We start from the raw sequence: 25,887 nt of genomic DNA on the forward strand, positions 1-25,887 counted from the left end.
ACCATTGGGTGGGCGTCTCGTCCGCCCGCCCCACAAGAAAAATTGAATGTTTTTTTCTTTGGAAGTCCCTTACTTATTAAACTAGTGACATTTTATATAAGGATATCTAAGTTTCCCGGCTTAGATATCCACTAGCAACATAACCTACATTTAATAGATTGTTAATTCTATTCTAATTACTAATGTCTGTTTTTAAATGTTTCCTTGGGACAGTTATAAATTCGTCCTTAAGTTAGATGTCAAAATGATATATATTTTTTAGCTCGATCCACTTTACAAATTTAATTAAGATTTTTGTTGTATATGAGAATATTACTTGTTAATAATAACTTCTTAAAAATTCATTAAATAATTTTTTTGATTTTTCCCTTAAGCTTTTATATTGAGACTAACTTCTCAAGCCGATTATCGATCGCAAATATAAATATAAGCTATATGCAGGTGCGTTACACTGTGTTAACGCACCCGAATTTCTAAGAGAAGTTAGGAATACTAGACTTTTCTAAACTCGCTACTAATTTCACTCCAAATTCTTCTTCAAACACCTCTTTTTTATAATCTAAGCTCCAAAGTTCTAAAGCACAATCATCATCTGATTGAGTAGGGAAAATTAGCAGGTTGACCTGCCTAAGCTGTGAATAATACTCACATTGCACTTGAGCAACTGCACCAATTTTTCGTCTATCTAATGCTACTGCCAATCTTAAAATCGCACTTAATTGACTAACAATTTGTCGTTGTTGTTTGGTCAGCAAACTCTGGTAGTTTTCATGTTTTTTCTTAGGCGGCGATTTGCGATGATAACGCGCTAAATTGGCAATAATTTCAATCTCGGTTTCTGTATAACCGAGTAATTCTCCATTGCGAATTAAATAGTAAGAGTGCTTGTGGTGAGACGAATGGCTGATATAATGACCGCAATTGTGTAATATTGCCGCTGCCCAGAGCATTTGTCGTTCATCAGTTCCCCAATGATGTAAAGTACCTTGAGTTTGGTCAAATAAACTCTCGGCAAATTTTGCCACGCGATCGCTGTATTCTAAATTGATATGGTATTTATCTGCGAGTTTGAGGACATTCCGTTCCCGAATTGAACTTTGGTAGCGTAGTTTATCTTCAATTAAACCGTGGGTTAGCATCCAGTCTACGATTACGCCTTCCCTCAGAGAACGCTCACAAACTGTTACTGATTCACTACCCAAAAGGGTCATTGCTTCTTGTAATATGACTGCGCCAGCGAGGATAACTTCAGGGCGCTTCTCTGGCATACCAGGAATTTCAGCCCTTTCGGAATTACTCAGTTTCCGCAGGCGATTTACCAACTCTTGCAAGTCTTTCAAACTAAATTGGTAGCCATTGAGAGTGGAAGGAATGACACCCGACTTTTCCCGTGCATGAATCATCGCCAGGGTTTCAATTGTACCCGCCGTACCCACCAAACGCGGAGATTCCCCAGACTCTAGGTTTGCTAAAATTTCTTCTACAGAACGTTCCAACATCCCGCGTGCATAAGCTTGCAGATATTGGAACTCAGTGGTGCTGATGGGATCAGTAGTGATTAACTCGCTAGTGAGTCGCACTGCACCAACTTTGGTACTGGTGAGAATCCGGGCTTGCTGACTATCGCCTAAAATTAATTCTGTGGAACCACCGCCAATATCAATAATGGTGTGGGGCTGGTTGTTAAATTCCATCCCCGAGAGCACACCAAGATAGATTCGCCGCGCTTCTTCTTGACCAGAAATCAAGTTAACGCTTAAACCCAACTCCGTTTCTATTGTGTGCAAAAAATCTTTACCGTTGGGCGCTTCTCGCACAGCACTAGTTGCTACAGCGATGATTGTTTCAGCGTTGATAGTTTTGGCAACTTCTTGAAAGCGTCTTAAAGCAGCGATCGCCTTTTCAATTATCTCTGGTTTGAGTTCTCCAGTGGTAAGATTGCGATCGCCAAGCCTTACGGTTTCCTTTTCTTTAGCAATAATGCTGAAAGCTGGTAGTGTAGGGTCAATCTTGACTACTACCATGTGTAGAGAATTTGTTCCCAAATCAATGGCAGCAATAATCCGATGTTGCTTAGATGGTTGAGTAGGACTACTCTCCCAGCTAGAAACTAAATCCAGCATCTAGTTTTCTCTCTTTATAAGAAATGATCGCAAACGGTGATATGTCGGGGTAGCTAGCACTGATATTTATGACAACACACTTGCTCAGGCTGAGTGCTGTTAGTAGATAGCTAGGGTTTAACCCATACTAGCTATGTATATTTACCCTACTACTTATAACCTCAGTGACTATTTAAAGATATTTAAAGTTGCCACTTTCAGTTATGTTTTTACAAATAACAAATAACGTTATTCTATAGATGTAAAGAAGTGTGAATTAAAAAATAAGGCATAGGGAATAGGGAATGGGGCATTGGGAAAAGACAAGGAAGACAAGGAAGAAGGGGGAGACAAGGAAGAAACTGGTTCAATAATTCTCCCTTGTCCCCCTTGTCCCCCTTGTCCCCCTCATCTCCCCCTGCTCCCCTGCCCCCTGCCCCCTGCCTCCTGCCTCCTGCCCAATGCCCCATGCCCCCTGCCCCCTGCCCCCTCAATCCTATGCTAACGACGCCAGAACGCCCCCAGTCACCAATTTGGCTTGTAATTATCCGGCTTTTACGCTGGCATAAACCAGAAGGGCGGTTAATTTTAATGATTCCTGCCCTTTGGGCTGTGTTTTTGGCAGCTTCAGGAAAACCGCCTTTACCTCTGGTTGGTGTGATTATATTGGGTACTCTGGCCACGAGTGCGGTTGGGTGTGTTGTCAACGATTTGTGGGATCGGGATATCGATCCAGAAGTGGAGAGAACACGCGATCGCCCCCTTGCTTCTCGCGCCTTATCTGTGAAAGTTGGAATTGTAGTTGCGATCGTCTCTTTAGCGTGTGCAGCAGTCTTGGCCTTTTATCTTAACCCCCTGAGTTTCTGGTTATGCGTGGCAGCAGTGCCTGTAATTTTGCTTTATCCAGGTGCAAAGCGGGTGTTTCCCGTACCGCAACTGGTGCTTTCCATCGCTTGGGGTTTTGGGGTCTTGATTAGCTGGAGTGCAGTCACGCAAAATCTTTCTCAACCAACTTGGTTACTTTGGGGCGCGACAGTACTGTGGACATTGGGATTTGATACAGTTTACGCCATGAGCGATAAAGAAGACGATCGCCGCATTGGTGTTAATTCTAGCGCCCTATTTTTTGGTAATTATGCCCCTCTAGCCATTGGAATTTTCTTTGCTGGCACAATTTTGTTATTGTCTTGGTTAGGCGTAGTTATACATCTACACTTAGCCTTCTGGATTAGCCTTGCAATTGCTACTATCGGATGGGTTTGGCAGTCTCTGCGATTAAGAAAGGGAAACTTACCTAATTCTGCTTATGGTAAGATGTTTCAGCAAAACGTGTGGATTGGTTTTATTTTACTTGCTGGGATGATTGCTGGATCTTTATAAGTAGGCAAGAGGCAGGTGGCAGGTGGTTCAGTTGGAATCTGCGTTTCAAAATGTTGGATTATGCGTTAAAAATTTCCCATGCTATTTGATGCGTTTAAAAATCGTAAATCTCCTAAAATCGAATTCATCAAAACTAATCCAACCTGGCGCGTAGCATGGGGAAACATTAATCCAAATTATGAAGATATAGCTTGGCGAGATGAAAAAATTTCTGTAATTTTACCACACACAACTTCGGAATTTCCGGCAGAGAAATTAGCAATCAGTTCTAGAGGAAGATTTGTTGTGATTGGTGATGTTTGGTTAACTAACCGAGTGCAGTTGCTGCAAAAGTTGGGAATTGAACCGGATAGCTTTCAAGCAAGTTCTCTGCAACTGGTGGCCAATCTTTGGGAACAATGGGGTAATGAAAGTCTCAGCCAACTTGTAGGGATGTTTGCGTTGGTGGTTTGGGATAGAGACAAACAGGTGTTGAGATTGATTCGCGATCGCATCGGTGTTCGTACTCTCTATTATACTACCAGTGGTTCAGTTCGTTGGATTGCGCCTCAACTGAGAACTTTATCACCCCATCGTTCATCCGATTTAGATTTGGTGGCGTTGCGAGATTATCTTTGTTGTGCTTTTATTCCCGGCGAACGAACCCTTTGGGAACAGGTGCGGGAACTACGACCTGGAACCGTTTTAGAATTTCCCGACCACAAAGTTACAGCTTATTGGCAACTTCAAGAACAGATTATCGCAAGCGATCGACCTTTAGCATGGCATGGCGATCGCTTGCGAGAACTTCTAGAGCAAGTTGTTCAAGAATATTTACCACCAGCAAATGAACCCGTTGGCGTTTTTCTTTCTGGTGGTTTGGACTCTAGTAGTATCACAGCTTTAGTAGCAAAATTCCACAAAGCACCAGTCCACACCTTCTCGATTCATTTTGGTTCGGAATGTCCCAATGAATTAGAATTTTCCAGTCTCGTTGCATCCCATTGTCAGACGCAGCACCACATTTTAGAAATTACTTTTCAGGATATGTGGTCGCGTTTGCCGGAAACAATGGCTTATTTAGACGATCCTATTGGCGACCCACTGACTGTTCCCAACTTTTTGCTAGGACGACTGGCGAGAGAAAGTGTAGAAGTAGTTTTAAATGGTGAAGGTGGCGACCCCTGTTTTGGCGGGCCAAAAAATCAGCCCATGCTAATTAATAGTTTATATGGCTCCGTCACCAATCAAGATGCATTGTATGCTTATTTAATTTCCTTTCAAAAGTGTGCTGTTGACTTACCGCAACTTTTAAAACCAGAAGTTTGGACAGCAGTACAAACAGCGCCTTGGGTTTTTACAGAAGATTTATATTCCCAAGCTAGCTATTTGAATCGTTTGATGGCAATGAATATCAAATTTAAAGGCGCTGACCAAATTCTGACCAAAGTTAGTAACTTGACTCAAGCTGCTCTTTTGCAAGGTCGTTCTCCTCTGTTCGACCAACGAATAGTAGAGTTAAGCATGGAGATACCTCCAGAGTATAAGCTTTCTGGAGTAGAAGAAAAAGCAGTTTTAAAGCAAGCAATTACCTACGGTACATCTTTGGCGATCGCAGATATCTTACCAGACACAATTATTCATCGTCCCAAAAGTGGCATGATGGTACCAGTGCAGTTAGGATTTCGGAAATATTGGCAGCAAGAAGCCAGAGATTTATTGCTCAATCGAAATGCATGTATTACTCCTTACTTAAACCAGTTGCCAATTCGTAATTGGTTAAACTATCAAGGAGATACTTGGAGCCGGTATGGAGTAAAGCTGTGGTTGCTTGCTAGTTTAGAAATTTGGTTACAAGTAAATCAAAAAGCACAGTAGTGAAAGCAACAAAAAGATACGCCATAACTAAGTTGAGTTATGCCTTCGCTATCAATCCTGAGTGAGGGTAAGTACTCAGTAATAATAAAAGTTTTGAATCTTACAGCAGTTTTCATGTATTTGAACCACATCTGTTGGAGGAGCGCAAGACCTTGCGCCCCTACCGCGTGGTCTATTTACCTGAAAATAGTTGTAACTTATCCCAAGGCTTTTCATAAAAGCCGTGAGAAAATCGAAGTCATCTGTCATTTGCCATTAGTACAAATGACTGCGACCGTATCAATATTTCCTGACTTATGTCAGCATTTTTTGTTTTAGAAACCACTGAAAAAACGCATTTTCAAGTGATTGCCGATTTTCTTTTAATTTATTTTTGATTATTTACTGAGCTAATCTCCGTTTGCGGTGTACTCTCAATATACGGTAACTACCAATACTTCTCGGTTAAGGGGAAAGAAAAAACCTTTAACCCAAACCCAGTAACCTTTTGCCAAAACCCGATTCCGAATTAAAAATGCCTAACCGAGAAGTATTGCGATAACTAGCACACTCAACCTTTGAGATCAATTACACCCAGAGGTGAATACCATGAACAATTATGCTCAACAACAGGAATTTATTTTAAGTCAAATCACAAATAAACATTTTCAGCGCCGAGATTTCAGTGGATGTGATTTGAGGGGAATCGACCTGAAAGGAATTAATTTAAATGGTATTAACTTTATCGGAGCAGATTTGCGTGATGCAAATTTGTCTGGCTGTGTTCTAACTCGTGCTAATTTAAGTGGCGCAAATTTGATGCAAGCTAGCTTACGTGAAGCCAATTTGTATGAAGCATCTTTATGTGAAGCCAATTTGACTAATGCTGATTTAACACGAGCAAATTTGTGCGGAACATTCTTATGGCGAGTTAAATTCATAGGTAGTAATCTTTGGGGTGCTTCTTTATGTGATGTAGATTTGAGAGAAGCAGACTTAAGTGAAGCCCAATTAATTGAAGCATCCCTGATTGAAGCTAACTTAAGTTTTGCAAATCTCACACGAGCAAAGCTATGTGGAGCAAAATTACTCGAAGCTAATTTGACTGAGGCTAACTTAACTAGTGCAGATTTGACATGGGCAAATTTAACTAAAGCAAACTTGAATAAGGCAAACCTTTGGAAGACAAATTTGATTTATGCGAAGTTGCGAGATACTATCATGCCTGATGGCACAATTGAGCAACCTCAGATAAACCTCATCTATGTTGAAACCTAGAGTTTTTTAAAAAATATTAAAAGATATACAGCACTTTGCGCGACTAACTGGTACAGTAGCAGCAGTGAGAAAAGATGTTCTGCTACCATTTCCTCTATCTGTTGAGAATAACCAGATAGTTGGCTCGGTTTTCCTCCAGTTGCTACACTTGGCTCTAGTGTCCCTTTTTCTCGTTTTCGGTTCACGAGGTCTTGTACTGTATTTTTATTTACCTTGAATCTTTCTGCTACTTTGCGAATAGATGTATTTCCCGCTTCGTAAACACTAATCATTTTCTCCCGCAGGTCTACTGAGTAGGGTTTCATCTGATTTTTTACTTTTATCTTCTCAACTACTGTACCAAACCGTTACACAAAGTGCTGTATTTATGTAGGTTGGGTGGAATGAAACGCAACCCAACATTACTACCTGATTTATGTTGGGTTACGCTATCGCTGCACCCAACCTACAAAACTACTACCATCGGGGGTAAGGGTGGCGGTGAAGTTGTCGCCTCGGAAGAATTTGGAGCCGTTGACGGTTTGGATGTGGCGGTCAAATTAGCTGTAGCCGTTGATGATGCCTGCTAGGTGTCCCATTTCGTGCAGGATGCTGGTGAGCAGGTCGTATTTGCCGAATGCATCGCCTGTAGTGGCGCAGAAGGCTGTATCGGTGAGGGTTTGGGTGAATTCGCTGTTGTCTAGGGGTGTGGGGTCGATGAACCATCCGATACCGTTGGCGTCGTCGTCGATGAGGATTGTGCCGCCGTTAGGGCGACCAAAGGAGTCGAATTTGGTGATTTGAGCTTCGGCTAGTTGTCCTGTAGGGAGATCTTCGATTTGGAAGGTTAGCGATTTATTGACGGTGGTGCAGACTTGTCGTCGTCAAGGCAAGTCTATTATTGATTTTTTTGTACAAGCACTACTGGCTGATTCTAATAATTATCTGTACTCCCCCATCTCTACTTTCTAAATATTAGACCTGAATCTTTACGAATTAATAACCAATGACAAATGACAAATGACCAATGCCCAATGACAAATGCCCAATGCCCAATGTCTAAAATTCACGTTGTGAAAAGATTGCAATAGCGATCGCTAACAACATGGCACTATAAAGTAAGCCATAACTAGCATTCATAATCAGTGCAGTAGTGTCAGGTAGTGCTTGCAGACCATAAACGGCATCATTTTTCAAATCTAATCGAGATAAATCTGGCAAGAAAAGAAACAAAGCTTGAGTTAGACGTTCCATACCAGGGTTACGGCTCAGACGACCCAGTTGTACTAAATCTTGAGTAATATTTCCGATTAAATATACCGCAAAGGTTAAAATAGTCGCTAGCAGAGAAGCAGTAAAAACACCAAAGGTAATAGCCACAGCAGTAATTAATGACAACTGCAAAAATAAGAAAATTGCAGCAATTAGAATGCTTGCTGTAGGATGAGGAATATTACCAATTTGCAGAAATAGCAGATAAATTACTGTCATCGTGGCGACAAGCACAGCTAGGACTGCGGATAAACCCAAGTATTTGCCGACGATAATTTCGCTGCGACTAACGGGTTTAGCAATTAATACTAAAATAGTGCGTTTTTCAATTTCTTTATTAATTAGTCCCGTACCAATAAATATCGTAATAATTAACCCGATGGCATTCATCGCCGTCATCCCAAAGTCTAAAAACATTTTATCTTCAGCTGTAGCTGCAAATTCAGGAAGGACGCGGAAGGCAGTAGCGAGTACTAGCGCATAAAAACCAATAATATATAGGATGCGATCGCGTACCACTTCCTGAAACACATTCTTTGCCAATACAAAAATTCTGTTAATAGTCATTGGTCATTTGTCATTTGTCATTTGTCATTCGTCATTAGTTATTCTTCCCCTGCTCCTCCGGTTACTGAGCGCAGTCGAAGTATGCTCCTCTGCCCCTCTGCTCCCCTGCCCTCCTGCCCCACTCGTCACTGCTGCGGAGGCGGTGAACCAGAAATTAATTTACTGGCGCGATCGCATTCGATTTCTGCAACTGTAATCTTATTCTCGGAATTAGTACCTGTTGCAACTGGTTCAATGCGACAAGATTTTTTTAAGTAATAGCCCCGTGGGTTAGAACTCGGGCCTATCCAAATACTTAATAAATCTAATATATATCCAGACTTAGTATTAGCTACACGCGGTTCAACGCGCCATAGTTCCTTCTCTTCATATTTACTCAGGTTCTTTTTAATGATTTCCCTGCCCAGATTTCCTACCCGCTGTTTCGCATCTAGCAACCATTTTTCTACTTCTGACCAAGGTCTTTGGGCTATTTGATCTACTACTATTGGTTGAAGTCTCTGGAGAATGACAACGCCGTTTCGGGGAATTTTTACTAATTCTTCTGTTCTAGGAACAAAGGTACTATGTTTAAAAGTATCTGCCTGCAAACTGGGATATTGTCGTAACCAATTATCCGTCACAAAGTGAAACTGAATCCAGCAACTTAGCAGCATACTACTAGCAACCAAAATTATGATTCTTTGGCGATCTTGTGGTTTAGGAATGCGAGCTTTTGCATCAGTATCATTTCCTTCAATAAACTCTGGTATTGCCGTAATTAGTGCTGAAATTGTCGGCCAAAAAACAATTGTTCTGGGTGTAATTACATCTCGTTGATCTCCAAATGCAAAAACACTCACTAAGAATCCAGTGATTACTGCCCCGACTGGCATAAAAGTACCAGGAACCCTCAAAGGATCTTCAGTTGTATACCAAGCTGTGCCGGCAATTAAAAATAACCAACCGAAAAAGGCAATTATATCTTTGATATAACCTGTAGCACAATATGAAAGTACCCAAGAAAAAATACTCAAATAAATAAATGTCTGCCAAGAATAAGCTTTGGGTGGAACTAATATTTTTCTAATTCCTGCATAAAGCCCTTCAACAAATTTAAAAGCCCCAAAGAAATCTTTTAGTAGCGTATTCATATTCCTCCGTACACCTGATTAATCAATATTTTTCCTCTGAAATAAACAAGTAGTTTATTGCTATTTTGAACGAAATAATAAAATAATAGTTATTGCAGTATAGCTTAGAGAATTTGCTATTAGTACAGTAGTAACCAAATTAGTATTTTGGAAATTCAGAGTGATAAAACGACGCCGTTGCAAGCGCTGAGATGTTTTAGGTTCTTCTTCCTTTGTCACAAATGATTCATTTAATGAGAATAACAAGACCCTTAAAATGAAAAATTTCATCAAAAACGTAGTAAAAAAAATTATACAAGCAGTTAAAATAATAAAAGGTTGTGTGTTCGTCGATTTGAAATTATTAAAAAATACATAGTTAATTAATTCTGATTTCACCTGTATTGGTAACATTGGTTCTGATACAAAAAATATGAACCAACCAATTACGCTAGAAAACAGATTGATAGAAATTGCATAAAAAGTACTGGTTTTTTTGTCAAATTTTAGTCGAGAATGCAAAACATAAGCTTCGATGGGGATAGCAATCAGTACAAATAAAAAGTCAAACAGAAATCCACCAATGGGAAAAACCCTGGGAAGCATCCAATTGTCAAGCATAAATGTTTAAGGGTAAGGGTTAACTGTAGTGAGTATAACTGGGATAGTAAGGGTGATGGGGGAAATTATCCCATTGTTCTTGTCCTTTACTATGCGAGTGTGCCAGTATTCCTCTATTGAGATTGTTAATAGATCGAACTAACCCTTGTACAGAGGCGTTAGAGGGGCAGTTTCTCTACCTGAGAGTACAAGAGGTTAGGTAAGATTAAAGACTGCCATAGTTATAGCTTTTCCAGAGATGACAAGGAACGGTATTGGAATTCGGACGGCGCAAGTGCGTCAAGAACGGCTTATTGGTCAAATTCACGTCTACGATGGTCTGGGTAAAGGTAAATCTCAAGCGGCTTTGGGGGTGGTTTTGCGCTCCATTGGCTTGGGAATAAATACGCCTAGCAATTCTAATCGTGTTTTACTGCTGCGATTTTTAAAAGGGCCAGAACGTGATTATGACGAAGATGGCGCGATCGCAGCTTTACAGCGCGGGTTTCCCCATTTAATTGACCAGGTTCGCACCGGGAGAGCGGAATTTTTTGGGCCAGAAGAAATTACCACTTTTGACCGAGACGAAGCAATGCGGGGTTGGGATGTCGCCAAAGGTGCGATCGCTAGTGGTTTGTATTCAGTTGTCGTCTTAGATGAAATTAACCCAGTTCTGGATTTGGGTTTGCTACCAGTGGATGAAGTCGTAAAGACATTAAAATCTAAACCCCAAGAGTTGGAAATCATCGCCACTGGACGCGCCGCACCGCAAAAATTGCTCGATATTGCAGATTTGCACTCAGAAATGAAACCTCATCACCACCCAACAGCCAAAGCCCTCTTCCTGGAAGGGATTGAAATTTATACTGGTGCTGGTAAAGGTAAATCTACTAGTGCTTTGGGCAAAGCCTTACAGGCAATTGGTAGAGGAATTAACCATCCAGGGTCTACCCGTGTATTGATTATGCAGTGGCTTAAAGGTGGTACTGGCTACACAGAAGACGCCGCGATCGCCGCTTTGCAGCAGTCGTATCCAGAAGTGGTAGATCATCAGCGTTGCGGTGGAGATGCGATCGTCTGGCGAAATTCCCGGCAAGAATTAGATTATGTAGAAGCCGAACGAGGTTGGGAAATTGCCAAAGTTGCGATCGCTTCTGGATTGTATAAAACTATTATTCTCGATGAACTCAATCCCACCGTTGACTTAGAATTACTCCCCGTTGAACCCATTGTCCAAGCTTTACTCCGCAAACCCCGCGACACCGAAATTATTATCACTGGCCGCTGCCAAAATCCACCCGCGTACTTTGATTTGGCTAGCGTTCACTCAGAGGTTTATTGCCACAAACACTATGCTAATCAAGGTGTAGAACTTAAACGAGGGGTAGATTTTTAAATGGGGAATGGGGCATGGGGAATGGGGAATGGGGAATGGGGAATGGGGCATTGGGCGAAACAGTTCTGAGTTCCGAGTAAATAAGTGAGTGAGATTCACAACTCAGCACGGGCTAAACGCCCCGCTTCCGCTAACAGCACTGAGCACTCCTGAAGGGCATTGGGCAGATAACTGAATGTTGACACATTAGCGTAAATTTGTACTTTCGGGTAGTAGAATATTTTGCACAAAGCGATCGCGTCCTGTTGCCTTTGCTTGATATAACGCTCGATCGGCTGCGGCAATCATTTCTTCTAAATCAGAATCTGGCTGAGGAATTTCTGTTGTAAACCCAACACTAATAGTTACATGAGAACTAACTTGGGAATTTTGATGAGGAATTGCTAATGTTTGGACAGCACGACAAATTTGGTCGGCAACATGAGTCGCCCCCTCGGTGTCTGTGTTTGGTAAAATCACAGCAAATTCTTCCCCACCATAACGGGCAACTAAATCTCCGGGACGTTTAATAATGTCTTTGATAGCTTGGGCAATTTTCTGAAGACAGCGATCGCCTACCCGATGACCATAGGTATCATTATATAATTTGAAAAAATCAACATCGCAAAGAATCAGAGAAAGCGGACGTTGCTCGCGTTTTAGACGCTGCCACTCTTGGGAAAAATACTCTTCAAACCGTCGGCGATTGGCTACTTGAGTTAATCCATCGATAGTAACTAATCGCTGCAATTCCAGATTTACGGCTTCTAGTTTTTGCTGTAACTGAGATTGCTGAATCAAGCGTTTTACCCGTTGTCGCAAAACTGGCCAGTGAATCGGTTTGGTAACAAAATCCATTGCTCCCACTGCAAATGCACGGTCAACTGACTCTTGATCTTCAAGTCCTGTAATCATTAAAACTGGAGTATGCTTGTTATAATCCAGAAGTTCCAACTGAGTGCAACACTCGAATCCATCCATATCCGGCATTATGGCATCAAGGAGTACTATATCAGGGTGCAGTTGGTTAAAAAGATTTATTGCCTCTATGCCATTTTGAGCTTCCACTATTTGATAGCCTTCCCGCTCTAAGAAATGCCGCAGTATCAAGCGAATAAAAGGTTCATCATCAACAATTAAAACTAAAGATTGGCTTTCTTGAGCAGTGGCTTTCATAGTGCTTCCTTCGCGAGTTCTTTTTCTAAGGCAGTTTTAACTTGTTCATATTCCTGATACAGTAGTGAAAGTAATTCTAAATTGTTTTCTAAGTTACTGCTGCGTGCCTGTACTTCTAACACCTTGCAAACTTGTGCCAAGGCGATCGCTCCAATAGAAGCGCTGCTGGACTTGAGTTTGTGTGCTGTCTTCCATATAGTTTGGATATCCTGACTTGCAATCGCTGTGCTGATATGTTGCACTAGTCTGGCTGTCTCTGTAAGATAACACTCAATTAGTTCAGCAAATGCCACACGATCTCCTCTAAGCATAAGCTGCAAGGATTGGAGGATTTTGGCATCAATTTTGGTACTTTTTAATGTCTGGTTTTGCCCTGACTGTAAGATATTTAACGAAGGTTGCAATTCTGGGCGCATTACTTCCCCTTGTTGTTCGATGGAAGTGAATTCAAAATTTCTTTGGGGTGGACATTTGCTGAGTGCCTGAGCTAACTCTTGTAGTTGAATGGGTTTGCTAATGTAGTCATCCATACCAGCGGCAAGACAAAGTTGGCGATCGCCCCGCATGGCATTGGCAGTTATGGCGATGATATGGGGACGAAAACCCACCCCCCATTCTTGACAGATTCTCCGAGTTGCTTCTAAACCATCCATTTTGGGCATCTGAACATCCATCAACACTACGTCAAATCGCTGTTTTTGCAGAGCTGCGATCGCTTCTAGCCCATTGCTGACGACCTCTGCGCCATAACCTATTTTCTGTAGCATCAATAGAGCAACTTTCTGATTAACAACCGTGTCCTCTGCCAAAAGAATTCGCAGTGGCAGTCGATGACCCAAATGCCGATCTACCAAAGGAAAATGAGAAATACTGTTGAGGATCGGCTGATTTCCCAAAACACGAGTCATAACATCGTAGAGTTGAGAGTGTTTGATGGGTTTACTCAAAGAAGCAGCAAACTCGACATCATTAAAGTCAGAAGAAGTTTTTACTTTCGCTAAAGAGGTCATAATTACCAAAGGCAGATTTTGACAACCAGATTGCTTGCGGATTTGACGAGCTAGGTTTATGCCATCCATTTCTGGCATCTGCATATCTAAAATAGCTATATCAAACTGCGTTCCCTGAGCAAGTTTAACTAAAGCTTCTTTTCCAGATTTGGCAGCATAAGTTTCCATCTTCCAAGACTCAGCTTGCAAGCTAAGAATTTGGCGATTGGTTAGATTATCATCCACAATCAATAGTCGCTTGGATGCAAGCAGGGTTGAAGTGCTTACAGCTTGTTCTGGTTGAGCAGCCACTTTGGTAATAATGGTGAAATAAAATGTTGAACCTGGTGAAGAGTCAGGAAATGATAATAATTTTCTCTTATCCCATCTAGGGCTAGAATTACCACCAACAAACCCCTGGCTTTCTACCCAAAGAGTGCCGCCCATCATCTTACTGAGCCGCTTACTAATCGCCAATCCTAGCCCTGTGCCACCGTATCGTCGAGTCATGGAGACATCAGCCTGAGTGAAAGGTTGAAATAATCGCTCTATTTTCTCTGGTGCGATGCCAATACCTGTATCTTTGATTGCAAATTGAATTTCGTAGAGAAGTTGTTCTTTTTCAACAGGTATCGGGGATTGGGCATAAGAGGCAGAGGGGCAGAGGGGCAGAGGGGCAGAGGGGAAAGACTTACTGCTACTTCTTCTCCTGTGCTCCCCTGCTCCCCTGCTCCCCTGCCTCCCCTGCTCTCCTGCCTCCCCTGCTCCCCTGCTCCCCAGTTCAACAGAGAGTAATACTTCTCCGGTTTCGGTAAACTTGATAGCATTATTGAGAAGATTCATCAAAACTTGGCGCAGACGAGTCAAATCACCGACGATCTCAATGGGAACTTGGGGCTGGATCAGATAAACTAGTTCGATATCCTTTTGGGCAGCTTTCGGAGCTAAAAAGGAAATAGCCTCCTCCACACAAGCTCTCAAATTAAAAGGCTGTTCTTCTAATTCCAGTTTGCCCGATTCAATTTTGGAGAAATCTAGAATGTCGTTAATGATGGTGAGTAAAGTATCTCCGCTACTGTGAACTATTTCCAGAAAGTCTTGCTGTTGAGGTGTAAGGTCAGTATCCAGCAATAGACCTGTCATGGCAATAACAGCATTCATCGGAGTCCGAATTTCATGGCTCATCATCGCCAAAAACTCACTTTTTGCCCGATTTGCGGCTTCTGCTTGACGTTTTGCCTGCTCCAAAGCAAAGTTTTTCAAAGTAAGTTCTTCACGTTGGCGTGTTTCTTGTTCCAGTAAGTGAGCTTGTGCTAAAGCAATACCTAGTTGAGCCGCCACCGCTTCTAGTAATTCGATTTCGTCTTGTGTCCATTGACGAAAATAGCTGCACTGATGTAAACCGATCGCTCCATTGGGTTCTCCTTGATAGGAAGTGCGGATTGACAGCATAGACTTCAGCCCAATTTCTCGGCAAATAGGCTGAACCATTTGCAGTAAAGGCTCAACGTAGACATTTGGAGAAGCGATCGCATTTTCTTGGGCGATCATCTGCTCGGCATGAGGATTGTTAGTCATGGGAACTTCCAATTTCAATACAGAGCAGTAACCAGGGAGTGTATTATATTCTGCTACTAGAGGGATTTGTGGTGTGGGGTTACTAATGTAAGAGTGGATTAGACAGCGATCGGCTGCAAATGCTTGTCCAATTTGGGTAGCAGCCGTCTTAAAGATTTTGGTGGTGTCAAGGCTTTGACGAATTTCTTGAGTAATTTGTTCAAGTAGTAGGGTGCGATGCAATTGCCGTTGCAGTGCCTCTTTAGCTCGTTTGTGTTCGGTAATGTCGTGATTGATGCCGACAGTCGCAACAGTTTCCCCCTGTTCATCCTGTAGAGGGACTACGGTTGTTTCGCAAATTCCCTCACTACCATCTTTGCGAATAAAGTGTATTTCCCCTGACCAGCGTCCTTGCTGGGTGACTGTTGACAAAATGTTGGCGCTTAATGTTGCGGCTACTTCCGGCTGATGCAAAATACTGGGATGTTTAGCTAAAACCTCAGCTTTGGTATAGCCAAACATACCTTCGGCAGCAGGATTCCAATCAATAATACTTCCAGTTAAATCTGTGATAATTACGCCATCATGCATATTTTCAAAGGTGAGGGCTTGCCGACGTAGATTGGCTTCGGCTTGCTTGCGTAAACAAAGCTCATTGTAGACATCGCTAATATCTCTCTGAATACCAATGAAGTGGCTTAACTCACCATTGTCATCATGAATCGGAGAAATACTCAATTCATTCCAAAACAAAGTACCGTCTTTGCGATAGTTGCGAAGAACAACTTTGCAACTTGTTCCAGTTTGAATAGATGAGCGCAATTCATTAAGTGCTGGTTGCTGGGTATCTGTGCGTTGCAAGAATCTACAGTTTTGCCCAATTACATCAGTAGCACTGTAGCCTGTTATTTGCTCAAAGGCAGGGTTGACGTAAATAATGGGATTGTAGGCGATTCTGGCATCGGCAATCATAATTCCATTACTGGTAGCGGCAAGTGCCCTTTCCCTCAGCCTCAAAGTTTCTTCAACCAGTTTCAAATCAGTAATGTCAAACATAAATCCCCTCAGCTTGATCGCAGTTCCGGCTTCCTCAACGACACTAACAATGTCTCGCAGCCAAACAACTCGCCCATCAGCAGCTAACATCCGATATTCCAATTCGTGATTTTCGCACCTAGCAGTTGCTTCTTGACAAAAACGAACAGAATTTTCCTTGTCATCTGGATGCAGATGATTAACCCAAAAATTTTCCTCATACCACTCTGCGATCGGATAATTTAGCAAATCTACCGCTTGTGGCCCTACGTAAATAAATCGCCAAGTTTTCAAGTCCAATTCCCAAGGGATGACTTTGACAGTTTCCACCAACTGTCGCAAACGATTTTCACTGGCGATCAGGGCAATTTCTACCTGTTTCTGTTCAAAAATCCTATGAGTTAACTCCTGATTGATTGCTGTTATTTGTTGGTTTCTTGCATTCATTGCCAAGGCAAAATAAATTGATAATGTCAGCGTGATAACAACTAATAACCCTGCAATCAATTCTAGTTGTGCTAATAACCTCGGATTTTGGATTAAAAGTCTCTGCCAGAGTAGGAATACAGAGATTGAGAAGAAAATCCCCAGCAACAGGGCAAGTAATTCTTGTTGACGAAAAAATCTCACAGCTTTGAACCAGTAATATCGGTGCTGTTTTTCCACTTATTAACTCTCTAGAATTTTCAGGGCTTATTGCACTAACTTTTACTTTTAAGTAATCTAAAATATCAGTAGCAAGGGGGAATTTACGGAATTTATTTTTAGTTAATATATCAAGATATTTATGTATTGCCCGAAAAACTTAATTATTTCTAATTATAATTACATTTATTTTGATACTAATTATTTATGAATACGCATAGTAAAAAATCCCACCACCTGCGGCACATCTCCTTGGTAAGGTTGGCAAGGGTCAAAACAATAGACCTGTTGGCAAAAGTGCTTTTTGCACTCTTGTAGGGAAAGGGGGAAAGGTTAAAGGGGAATGTTAATTCTATCCCTTTCCCCTTTAACCCTTAACCTTTACCCGATTTCTGCAAGAAATCTAATGTGCAGCTTCACCGAAAATTAGTATGAGAACTGTTAATTTTTTGTAGTATACCCTCACGTTAATTGAGATGGTAGAAGGTACTAGAAACCAAAAGATCCCCAACTTCTTGAAGTAAGCCGGGGATCTAAGCCTCTCGCTGGAGAGCAAATTAAATATAGTGGTTCGCGCAAATTTTAAGTAGACTACGCCTGCGATCGCAAGAAAAGGGTAATGGAAATTCAAAACCAGATTGTAGAGACGCGATAAATCGCGTCTTGATTTATCGCGTCTTGAAAGACCAATAACCCTTAAACCAAGCATATTGGATTAAAAACAAGGGTTAATGCCATTTGCTTGTACTTTAAATTGCAGCTTCTTGGCGTTGACAATCAAAAACAACCATGTAGGAAGCATCTGGTATTTCTTGAGGAAGGTGCCGCATATAGCCATCGGCATCAGAACGGCTGCGGAAGCGAGCAACAATTTCCCGTTGCGTATTAGGAAGTTGACGAGCGATCGCCCAAGAATTCAGGCGTTCTTTATACGCAATAGTTTGATTGTCTGATTGGGAAGTTTTGTTATCCGTATTTTCTGGCATAATTATCTTAACCGTATGAAGTTTAATGAAGGGCCTTAATTAGTTTCTAGGTAGGAATGCACCAACGCTTTTTTTAATGCTGCTGCCACCTTGTTATTCGATTATTAATAAATTGTCAACACTGAGCGCTATATTTTAGACCAATTAAGTTGAAATTTTCAGGTGGCAGTGAGTCTCAAAGCCTTAATTTGCAATTGTTTCCAGGACACAACAATGTTCAAACAGAAAGTTTGGCAATTTTTGGGTTTGCATTATTTGTATGTATACACATAAGTAAAGTCCGCATCAGTGGTAAAACAAACATTAATGTCTGAAAACATACTATTTACAAGTTGAAGAGAAAATAAATAATGTACGCACTCTTAATTTTTCTATAGTCTGATTAGTAAAGCTACATTGCAGGCATTTACATTTTTTATAGTTAGTTGAAAATAATTAAATTTTCAGAGTTTATTGAAATATTCAAAAATTAATTTTCCTTCAGTTTTTGACTAGAGTTTTAGGGACAAACAATAGTGCAATTGTTAAAATTGAAAATTCTTGACTAATTGTCACAAAATAGTTAAAATTTTTTCGACGAAATTCTAGTTATCGATAATGAAAACACCATTTTTAACATCAATAATTAAAAAAATAGCAACAGAAATAGAAGCAGCAGTTTTAATAGACCCAGAATGCACTTTTATGGGATTGATTACATTTAAAAACGGCAATAAAACATTTTTTCGTAATACCAGGTTTAGTATTAATTCTTTTGGTTCAGTAGCAATAGCTAAAGATAAAGCAGTTTCAAACTTTTTTCTGAATAAATTTGGCTATAAGGTTACTGAAGGGAAAACGTTTTTCAGTGACGAATTATGCGAAGAAATAGCTAATCCTAGAAATATAGATGCAGGATTTTATTATGCTCATGAGTTGGGATTTCCTGTAATTGTCAAGCCGATTAACCTTAGCCAAGGAATGTTTGTTACCAAGGTTCACAATAAGCAAGAATATTATCAAGTAGCTAAGAAAATCTTGCGAAAAGCCTCAGGATTTATTGTTGAGCGATTCTATAATGGCAATGATTATAGAATTGTAGTACTTGATGATAAAGTAGTTTCGGCATATCAAAGAATTCCTTTATTTATCATCGGAGATGGTCAATCTACTGTTTTGCAACTTATGGAACAGAAGCAAGAAACTTTTATCAAAAATGGTAGAAAAGAAATTATAGATTTTGAAGATTACAGAATCAAAAAAAACTTGCGAAGACGGAAGCTAAATTTTAGTAATGTTATACCTAAAAATAATATAGTCTATCTTTTAGAGAATGCAAATTTATCAACTGGAGGTGAGGCAATAGATTTCACTGACAATATCCATCCTGATTTTAAAAAATTAGCAGTAAATATTACAAAAGATATGGAATTGAGATTATCAGGTGTGGATATTCTTGCTAATGATATAACCTCACCAATGGAAGATTATACAATTATTGAAGTAAATGGCGCTCCTAGCTTAACTCACTATGCGTCATTTGGTGAAGTTCAGACGAAAAGAGTCGAAAATTTATATCTCCAAGTTCTCAAAATACTTGAAAACGAGAATAACAGAATAAATAATTGATTTTGATTGGAGGCGAAGCAGAGATTGCTCCCCTCCGGAATTCTTTTGCAATTCTAACGATTTCTTCACCACTCCTTATTTAATAGGGATTCAAATTCAGCTTGTAAGGCGGTTATATCCGCCAACCTTGTGACTAGTAAATTATCTTTACCAGCATCATTTAAACGCATTTTCCAATAACGAATACTGTCTGAGTTATTCAACCAAAACTTAATCACGGTATCTACCACTTGATCCAAATTCCAATCCCACTTGGCTGGAACTGATTCTACCGATTCTAAAAACGTATCTAACGTACACGTATGCATTCCCAAGTATTCCACACCTTGGTGGGGTGGTTTTTGCCCGTTTTGTTGTTGCTGATTAAAAAACTGCAAAAGTGGAGATATTCCTACAATATCAAAAGTGTATTTCATGCCACTACTCCCAATTTTATATTACTTACAGAAAATATTTAGTTTTTTCTATTTCTAAAATAATATCTGGAAAGGAACTAATGCATCTACAGAAAGTGCAGTTTTGGGCTATATCATAGGCGTTAAACTTCAGCGATAAATTAGCACTTACAAGCATTGAGTGCTAATATTTATTTGAGAGTTTGATTGATTACTAAAAAGTTTCAGGCATTAATTAAAGGATGCATATATCTTTAATAATTATTTAATTAGTTATGTTACGACTTGTAAAGCCTAGATTCTCCCTAACTCACCTTTTGAGGGCTGGTGATTAGCAATAAAGCGGCTGTGTAATGAAATCAGTAAGCCAACAGATAACCTGGACGCCATCGAGTCTGTCAAGCAAACTGCCATAATTTGAGCGATCGCACCCTAAATGCAGATGGGGTCAATTCAGCAGTCAGTTCTAAAAGTGTCACTTACTAGACTCGGCTTTTGATTGAAGCAGTGATACTATTTAGTTGTGTGAGGAGCAAGTTAAAAATAAAAAGCGCCTGGGGTGGAAACACGGCAACACTCCCAGGCGCTTTTTAATTGGTACACAGAAAAAAGTTTTTGCAGATTCACCCAAACCGGATTGCTAGACATCGGATGTAGCAATAGCCCAATCAAAATCTAAAATTCCTTAAGCCGCACCAAATTCAGCTTGTAAGGCTTCATCGTTATTATCAGCGATCGTTGCCACAATGGTAATTAGCCGAGACACTTCGCCAGGAGATAACTCTGCTAAGGTGCGTGTCGATATTACAACCACTCGGTTTTCAATAATACCGAAACGCGCTTCAAAAGTACTAGAGCAGTTCAACTCCAAAAGATACCGCATCAACTTAGGTTCATCTTTGGCAGGTAAATTTAGCACCGCAGACCAAACCGTTATTGTGTCTTCATCGGTTGTCCCGTTGAGTTGGACAAATACTTCCACGCTTCCATACTTAAACTTCCAGAGATAACCACCCTCTGGAGTGTGGCTAACCATAGCACTATCATCTTGTTCCAAAGAGTCGATGACATTTTCAATTACCTCAACATGGTTAATGCTTGTCGTCTCGGCGATTAAATCACTAACGGATTCGTTATTACTAGTTAGGGTTTCTGGGTAGCTGGTCATACAGATTTTTTCTCAACATACTCGCTCTACACATACTTTATAACTTGTAGACGTAGTTGTAAGGGCAATCCATGAATTGCCCCTACTGATTGCATGGTTCTTCCGGCTACCATCTGGTACTATTTTGCAAAAATGAGAATGACGATCGCGCTCAACCTACGTCATCATGGGCAAAGCGGTTAAAGAGAAAGTCTAGGGCATAGTTACGCAATTGGTAGTATTGGGGATCTTCCATGATGCGGCTGCGATCGCGCGGACGAGAAAAGGGAATTTCCATAACTTCACCTATTTTCGCGTGGGGGCCGTTGGTCATCATCACCAATTTGTCTGCTAAAAATAGTGCCTCGTCGATGTCGTGGGTAATCATTAGCACTGTACAACGGTTATCGCCCCAAATTTTGAGCAATTCTTCCTGTAATTCTTCTTTGGTGATGGCATCTAGCGCCCCAAAAGGTTCATCTAAAATTAAGACTTTCGGACGAATCGCCAAAGCACGGGCGATAGAAACTCTTTGTCTCATCCCGCCGGACATTTGCATTGGTTTCTTTTCCATTGCATCAGCCAGTCCCACCATTGCTAGATGATCGCGGACGATCGCTCTTTTTTCAGCTTGTGGTTTATTTGGATAAACGGCGTTGACAGCTAAGTAGATATTTTCAAAAGCAGTTCGCCAAGGTAACAGGGCATAGTTTTGGAAGACAACCATCCTGTCTGGGCCTGGTTTGGTAATGGGTTCTCCTTCGAGTAAGACTTGCCCGGAGGTGGGAAAGTTAAAACCGGATACCATATTTAACAATGTCGATTTGCCGCAGCCAGAGTGACCGATGACGCAAATAAACTCGCCTTGTTCTACGTTGAGGTTAACGCCGTCGAGTACGGTAAAGGGGCCTTTCTTTGTCGGATAAACTTTGGTAACGTCTTTAATTTCTAGAAAAGGTCTGCGGTTGGTGGTTGCACTGACGAATGGTTTTCCTAGTGTGCTTGTAGCTGTTGAGTTACGGTTTTGCATGGTATTTGGTATTTGGGGATTAAAAAGCTAAATGTACGGGATGCAAAAATGAATATTCTGACCTTTCTTCGTCTAAGGGCTACTACACACAAGTCTGAAATAGCTGATTAACCAGGGTTTTACCCCACCCTAACCCTCCCCTTATAAAGGGGAGGGAACTAGATTTCTTTTTCCCCTTAGCTGAGTGAAATAATGGCTGATGACTTAGGGTTTAACACTACTTGTAAAGGGGAGGGAACTAGATTTCTTTTTTCCCCCCAATACATCGGGGGGATTAAGGGGGGTAATTCGATTTGTGTGTAGAAAGGGCTTTGAATTTTCGCCCTTCCCTACAAGAGAAGGGGATGGGGGTTAGGTCTTTTGCTGGTTTTTTCAGATGATGTAAAAAGTCAGATTGTTAACGGAGATCAAAGATGGATTCATCCAGTTCAAAGACTCGTTAACGGAGATCAAAGGTGGATTCATCCAGTTCAAAGACTCGTTAACGGAGATCAAAGGTGGATTCATCCAGTTCAAAGACTCGTTAACGGAGATCAAAGGTGGATTCATCCAGTTCAAAGACTCATTAACGGAGATAAAAGGTGGATTCATCCAGTTCAAATACTCGTTAACGGAGATCAAAGGTGGATTCATCCGGTTCAAATACTCGTTGACGGAGTTCAGAGGTTCGCGCGTGATATCCTATTTCTCCCACTCCCTCTTTCTCTCACGATTCTTTTATGATGCGAGTCTTCTTCTTGGTGCATCGAGAACAACTTCCGCGACTGAAAAATCACGTTTAATTTTCAAGCTGTTGAGATATGCGATCGGATCGTCGGCGTTAAAGGGAGTACCATCGAACAGTTGAATCGGTTGGCGAATATAGCTAATATCCAAACCTAATTCTCGTGCGGCGGTGCTGAAAACACGCACGCGACACACCCGTTCCACAACTTCTACCCAATTTCTGGGGAAGGGAGTGTCACCCCAACGCGCCAATTGACTCATAATCCAAATTTGTTCGGTACGGCTGGGGCGGTTAATGGCAGACTCAGAATAAAACTGGTGATGGGCATAGTCCCGCAACGGATGGTCTAAGTCACAGGTGAGATTATCTGGATCTTCGAGTTGAATGTATTCTAAATCAGTGCTGACATACTCTCGCCCTGCTAAAATTTGCCGAATTTCTTGGGCATTTTCGGGATTTGCACAATACACGCAAGCTTCTAACAAAGCTTTGGTTAAGGCAATATGCGTATTTGGATAATTTTCTGCCCAATCTTCCCGCACACCAAGAACTTTACCGGGGTGTCCCAGCCAAACTTCTAAATCGGTAGCAATAGTAAAGCCGACATTTTCCACAGCAGCGCGGTAGTTCCAAGGTTCGCCGACGCAGTAACCATCAATGCTTGCGGCTTTTAAGTCAGCTACCATCTGCGCTGGCGGAATGGTCTTCATGTCCACATCGCTATCGGGGTCAATTCCTCCAGCCGCTAGCCAGTAACGCAACAGCAAGTTGTGCATAGAAGCGGGATGCACTACCCCCATTGTGTGCCGTTGGTCGTGGGTAAGAATCAGGTGATTTCTGAAATCGGATAAGGTTTGTATGCCTTGGTCGTAAAAGCGTTTTGCTAAGGTGATGGCGTTACCGTTGCGAGTCATGGTGAGGGCGGTGACAACGGGCAAAGGTTGGTTATTATGTCCTCCCAAAGAAAGCCACATCGGCATCCCTGAAGGCATTTGAGCCGCATCCAAATAACCACCACTGATGCCATCTTCTATACCCCGCCAGCTACTTTCCCGCACCAGGTTAACTTCATCTAAACCATGTTTGAGAAAGAAGCCTTTTTCTTTAGCAACTGCTAAGGGGGCGCAAGCTGTCAGAGGTAAAAAGCCAATTTCTAAGTTAACTTTTTCTAATCCATGACGGGCAATGTCAGCAGTTTTCCGCGCCCGAATTTTCTTAATCCGTTTCTGCTGATTGAGGAAGTAAATCATCTCACTCCGCAAGCTGTAGTAGCTGGGATGTTCTACTACTTCCATCCGCTTGCGGGGTCTGGGAATATCCACTTCTAGAATGTCGCCGATTTTAGATTCGGGGCCGTTGGTTAACATCACGATTCTGTCAGATAACAGCACGGCTTCATCGACATCATGTGTCACCATCACCGCAGTGACTTCATTTTCTTCGCAAATTTGCATCAATTGTTCTTGCAAATTGCCGCGTGTGAGTGCATCCAATGCACCAAAGGGTTCATCTAGCAAGAGTAATTTGGGACGAATCGCTAAGGCGCGGGCGATCGCAACTCGCTGCTTTTGTCCGCCTGATAACATTCCCGGCTGTTTGTCAGCATGGGGACGCAAACCCACCATATTAATATGTTTTTCGACAATGGCGTTGCGTTCGGCTGCGGGTGAACCTTTCATTACTGAGTCCACAGCGAGGGCAATATTTTCTCTTACCGTCCGCCAAGGTAATAGCGAATAGTTTTGGAACACCACCATCCTGTCTGGGCCGGGTTTGGTGATTCTTTGCCCTTCAAGAGTGACAATACCTTCAGTTGGCAAATCCAAACCTGCAATCATATTTAAGAGTGTGGATTTACCGCAACCGGAGTGACCAATTAGAGAGACAAATTCTCCTTTTTTAATTTGGAGGTCGATTCCTTTGAGGGCGATATATTTGCCACCACCAGTTAATTCAAAAACTTTATCAATTTGGTCAACAGCTACAAACATAAGATATTTGGTATTTGGTATTTGGTATTTGGGCATTGGGCATTGGGCATTGGGCATTGGGCATTGGGCATTGGGCATTGGGCATTGGGCATTGGGCATTGAAGATTAGAGATGATTGGGGATTAAGGATTGGAAAAATCTTTCTTAGTTCCCATTCCCCATGCCCTATGCCCCATTCACTATTTCTGTTCTGCTGGTAAAATCTTGTTTTGTAGCCAAGCCATTGCTTTATCTAGCACTAAGCCAACAACACCGATGTAAACTAGAGCTAAAATTACTTCGCTGACGTTGTTATTTTGATAAGCGTCCCAGATAAAAAATCCGATGCCGACAATACCGGACATGACAATTTCAGCAGCAATAATCGCTAACCAAGCTAAACCGATCGCAATTCTCAAGCCGGTAAAAATATAGGGTAATGCCGCCGGAATCAAAATATTAATGAAATATTCTTTGCGGCTAAGTTGCAGAACTTTGGCGACGTTGTTGTAATCTTGAGGAATTTGGGTAACGCCAACAGCAGTGTTAATTAAGATGGGCCAAATTGCCGTAATGAAAATTACGAATAAGGCGGCTGGTTCGTTTTGCCGTAAAGCTGCTAAAGAAATGGGAACCCAAGCTAGAGGTGGTACAGTCCGCAGTAATTGAAAGATGGGGTCTAATGCTTTGGACATGGTTTTATTCACCCCAATCAAAATACCCAAAGCAATACCAACGATCGCAGCTAGGGTATAACTGATGGCAACTCGTTGTAAACTAGCGAGAATCTGCCAGAATAAACCTTTATCAATGCCACCTCGGTCATAAAAGGGCCAGAAAATCAAAACCCAAGTGTCTTGGATAACCTGTATTGGCCCTGGTAATGTGGCTCCCGGAATCCAAGCGAAAAGTTGCCAGATAATCAGGAAGATGGCGATCGCGATCGCTGGTGGGATCAGATCGGGAAATTGCTTTTGCAGATTGGAAATAAAGCTATTACTAAATTTAGGGCTTGCAGGGCGTTTTTGGGCGAGTGTCATGATGCTGTATTCTCCGCAAATTTTATTTTTTATTTGTTCTAGACGCGATGAATCTTTAGACGCGATGAATCTTTAGACGCG

At 41.5% G+C, this 25,887-nt stretch carries 20 protein-coding genes; 6 read left to right on the top strand and 14 right to left on the bottom strand.

All coding sequences use genetic code 11. The features are described 5' to 3' along the window. Positions 1–473: 473 nt before the first annotated feature. Positions 474–2,123, bottom strand: a complete 1,650-nt coding sequence (locus NSTC731_RS24440) for a Ppx/GppA phosphatase family protein (protein ID WP_445627188.1) — start codon at positions 2,121–2,123, stop codon at positions 474–476. A gap of 477 nt (positions 2,124–2,600) precedes the next feature. Here NSTC731_RS24440 and NSTC731_RS24445 point away from each other — a divergent pair, with 477 nt between their 5' ends. The 3 genes from NSTC731_RS24445 to NSTC731_RS24455 all read left to right on the top strand — a co-directional run bounded on the left by NSTC731_RS24445 (position 2,601) and on the right by NSTC731_RS24455 (position 6,596). After that, entirely contained in the window at positions 2,601–3,482 is an 882-nt protein-coding gene (locus tag NSTC731_RS24445; protein ID WP_445627189.1) for a 4-hydroxybenzoate solanesyltransferase, read from the top strand. A gap of 78 nt (positions 3,483–3,560) precedes the next feature. Further along, the gene (locus tag NSTC731_RS24450; RefSeq protein ID WP_445627190.1) at positions 3,561–5,339 is read left to right on the top strand and encodes an asparagine synthetase B family protein; all 1,779 of its coding nucleotides are present in this window, start codon (positions 3,561–3,563) and stop codon (positions 5,337–5,339) included. 588 nt (positions 5,340–5,927) lie between these two features. After that, positions 5,928–6,596, top strand: a complete 669-nt coding sequence (locus NSTC731_RS24455) for a pentapeptide repeat-containing protein (RefSeq protein WP_445627191.1) — start codon at positions 5,928–5,930, stop codon at positions 6,594–6,596. Here NSTC731_RS24455 and NSTC731_RS24460 read toward each other — a convergent pair. Then, positions 6,593–6,901 carry an IS630 transposase-related protein gene (locus NSTC731_RS24460; protein ID WP_445627192.1) on the bottom strand — a complete coding sequence of 103 codons (309 nt, stop codon included), beginning with the start codon at positions 6,899–6,901 and terminating at the stop codon, positions 6,593–6,595. The two genes, NSTC731_RS24455 and NSTC731_RS24460, sit on opposite strands and share 4 nt — an antisense overlap. 78 nt (positions 6,902–6,979) lie before the next feature. Here NSTC731_RS24460 and NSTC731_RS24465 point away from each other — a divergent pair, with 78 nt between their 5' ends. Further along, positions 6,980–7,165 (top strand): hypothetical protein, encoded by a 186-nt coding sequence (locus tag NSTC731_RS24465; RefSeq protein ID WP_445627193.1) that lies wholly within the window; start codon positions 6,980–6,982, stop codon positions 7,163–7,165. 469 nt (positions 7,166–7,634) lie between these two features. Here NSTC731_RS24465 and NSTC731_RS24470 read toward each other — a convergent pair whose 3' ends face one another. The 3 genes from NSTC731_RS24470 to fraC form a co-directional block, all read right to left on the bottom strand. After that, positions 7,635–8,414 (bottom strand): ABC transporter permease, encoded by a 780-nt coding sequence (locus tag NSTC731_RS24470; RefSeq protein WP_445627194.1) that lies wholly within the window; start codon positions 8,412–8,414, stop codon positions 7,635–7,637. 125 nt (positions 8,415–8,539) lie between these two features. After that, complete coding sequence (fraD, locus tag NSTC731_RS24475; protein ID WP_445627195.1) at positions 8,540–9,547, bottom strand: septal junction protein FraD; 1,008 nt, start codon at positions 9,545–9,547, stop codon at positions 8,540–8,542. Positions 9,548–9,607: 60 nt separating this feature from the next. Next, entirely contained in the window at positions 9,608–10,147 is a 540-nt protein-coding gene (gene fraC / locus NSTC731_RS24480; protein ID WP_445627196.1) for a filament integrity protein FraC, read from the bottom strand. A 238-nt stretch (positions 10,148–10,385) separates the two neighbouring features. On the opposite strand from fraC, the gene NSTC731_RS24485 reads away from it, so the two are divergent. Continuing rightward, positions 10,386–11,522: a cob(I)yrinic acid a,c-diamide adenosyltransferase gene (locus NSTC731_RS24485; RefSeq protein WP_094351432.1), complete on the top strand. Its 1,137-nt coding sequence runs from the start codon at positions 10,386–10,388 to the stop codon at positions 11,520–11,522. Positions 11,523–11,708: 186 nt separating this feature from the next. On the opposite strand, the gene NSTC731_RS24490 is transcribed toward NSTC731_RS24485, so the two are convergent. The 3 genes from NSTC731_RS24490 to NSTC731_RS24500 form a co-directional block, all read right to left on the bottom strand. Next, complete coding sequence (locus NSTC731_RS24490; protein ID WP_445627197.1) at positions 11,709–12,677, bottom strand: diguanylate cyclase domain-containing protein; 969 nt, start codon at positions 12,675–12,677, stop codon at positions 11,709–11,711. Then, on the bottom strand, positions 12,674–16,924 hold the full coding sequence (locus tag NSTC731_RS24495) for a PAS domain S-box protein (RefSeq protein ID WP_445627198.1): 4,251 nt from the start codon (positions 16,922–16,924) through the stop codon (positions 12,674–12,676). The genes NSTC731_RS24490 and NSTC731_RS24495 overlap by 4 nt, the downstream gene beginning before the upstream one ends. Before the next feature lie 728 nt (positions 16,925–17,652). Beyond that, on the bottom strand, positions 17,653–17,889 hold the full coding sequence (locus NSTC731_RS24500; RefSeq protein WP_322660092.1) for a hypothetical protein: 237 nt from the start codon (positions 17,887–17,889) through the stop codon (positions 17,653–17,655). A gap of 597 nt (positions 17,890–18,486) precedes the next feature. Between NSTC731_RS24500 and NSTC731_RS24505 the strand changes: the two genes are divergently transcribed. Next, positions 18,487–19,497, top strand: coding sequence for a cyanophycin synthetase (locus tag NSTC731_RS24505; protein WP_445627199.1), 1,011 nt, complete (start codon positions 18,487–18,489; stop codon positions 19,495–19,497). 65 nt (positions 19,498–19,562) lie between these two features. On the opposite strand, the gene NSTC731_RS24510 is transcribed toward NSTC731_RS24505, so the two are convergent. The 6 genes from NSTC731_RS24510 to ntrB all read right to left on the bottom strand — a co-directional run bounded on the left by NSTC731_RS24510 (position 19,563) and on the right by ntrB (position 25,806). Beyond that, complete coding sequence (locus NSTC731_RS24510) at positions 19,563–19,913, bottom strand: hypothetical protein (RefSeq protein ID WP_445627200.1); 351 nt, start codon at positions 19,911–19,913, stop codon at positions 19,563–19,565. 664 nt (positions 19,914–20,577) lie between these two features. Continuing rightward, positions 20,578–21,060, bottom strand: a complete 483-nt coding sequence (locus NSTC731_RS24515; RefSeq protein ID WP_445627201.1) for a YbjN domain-containing protein — start codon at positions 21,058–21,060, stop codon at positions 20,578–20,580. A gap of 151 nt (positions 21,061–21,211) precedes the next feature. Then, the gene (locus NSTC731_RS24520) at positions 21,212–22,069 is read right to left on the bottom strand and encodes a nitrate ABC transporter ATP-binding protein (protein WP_445627202.1); all 858 of its coding nucleotides are present in this window, start codon (positions 22,067–22,069) and stop codon (positions 21,212–21,214) included. Positions 22,070–22,441: 372 nt separating this feature from the next. Next, complete coding sequence (locus NSTC731_RS24525) at positions 22,442–22,702, bottom strand: hypothetical protein (protein ID WP_445627203.1); 261 nt, start codon at positions 22,700–22,702, stop codon at positions 22,442–22,444. Positions 22,703–22,786: 84 nt separating this feature from the next. Then, positions 22,787–24,787 (bottom strand): nitrate ABC transporter ATP-binding protein, encoded by a 2,001-nt coding sequence (locus NSTC731_RS24530; protein ID WP_445627204.1) that lies wholly within the window; start codon positions 24,785–24,787, stop codon positions 22,787–22,789. A 179-nt stretch (positions 24,788–24,966) separates the two neighbouring features. Continuing rightward, on the bottom strand, positions 24,967–25,806 hold the full coding sequence (gene ntrB, locus NSTC731_RS24535) for a nitrate ABC transporter permease (RefSeq protein WP_445627205.1): 840 nt from the start codon (positions 25,804–25,806) through the stop codon (positions 24,967–24,969). Positions 25,807–25,887 lie beyond the last annotated feature (81 nt).

Source organism: Nostoc sp. DSM 114167 (assembly GCF_052692655.1).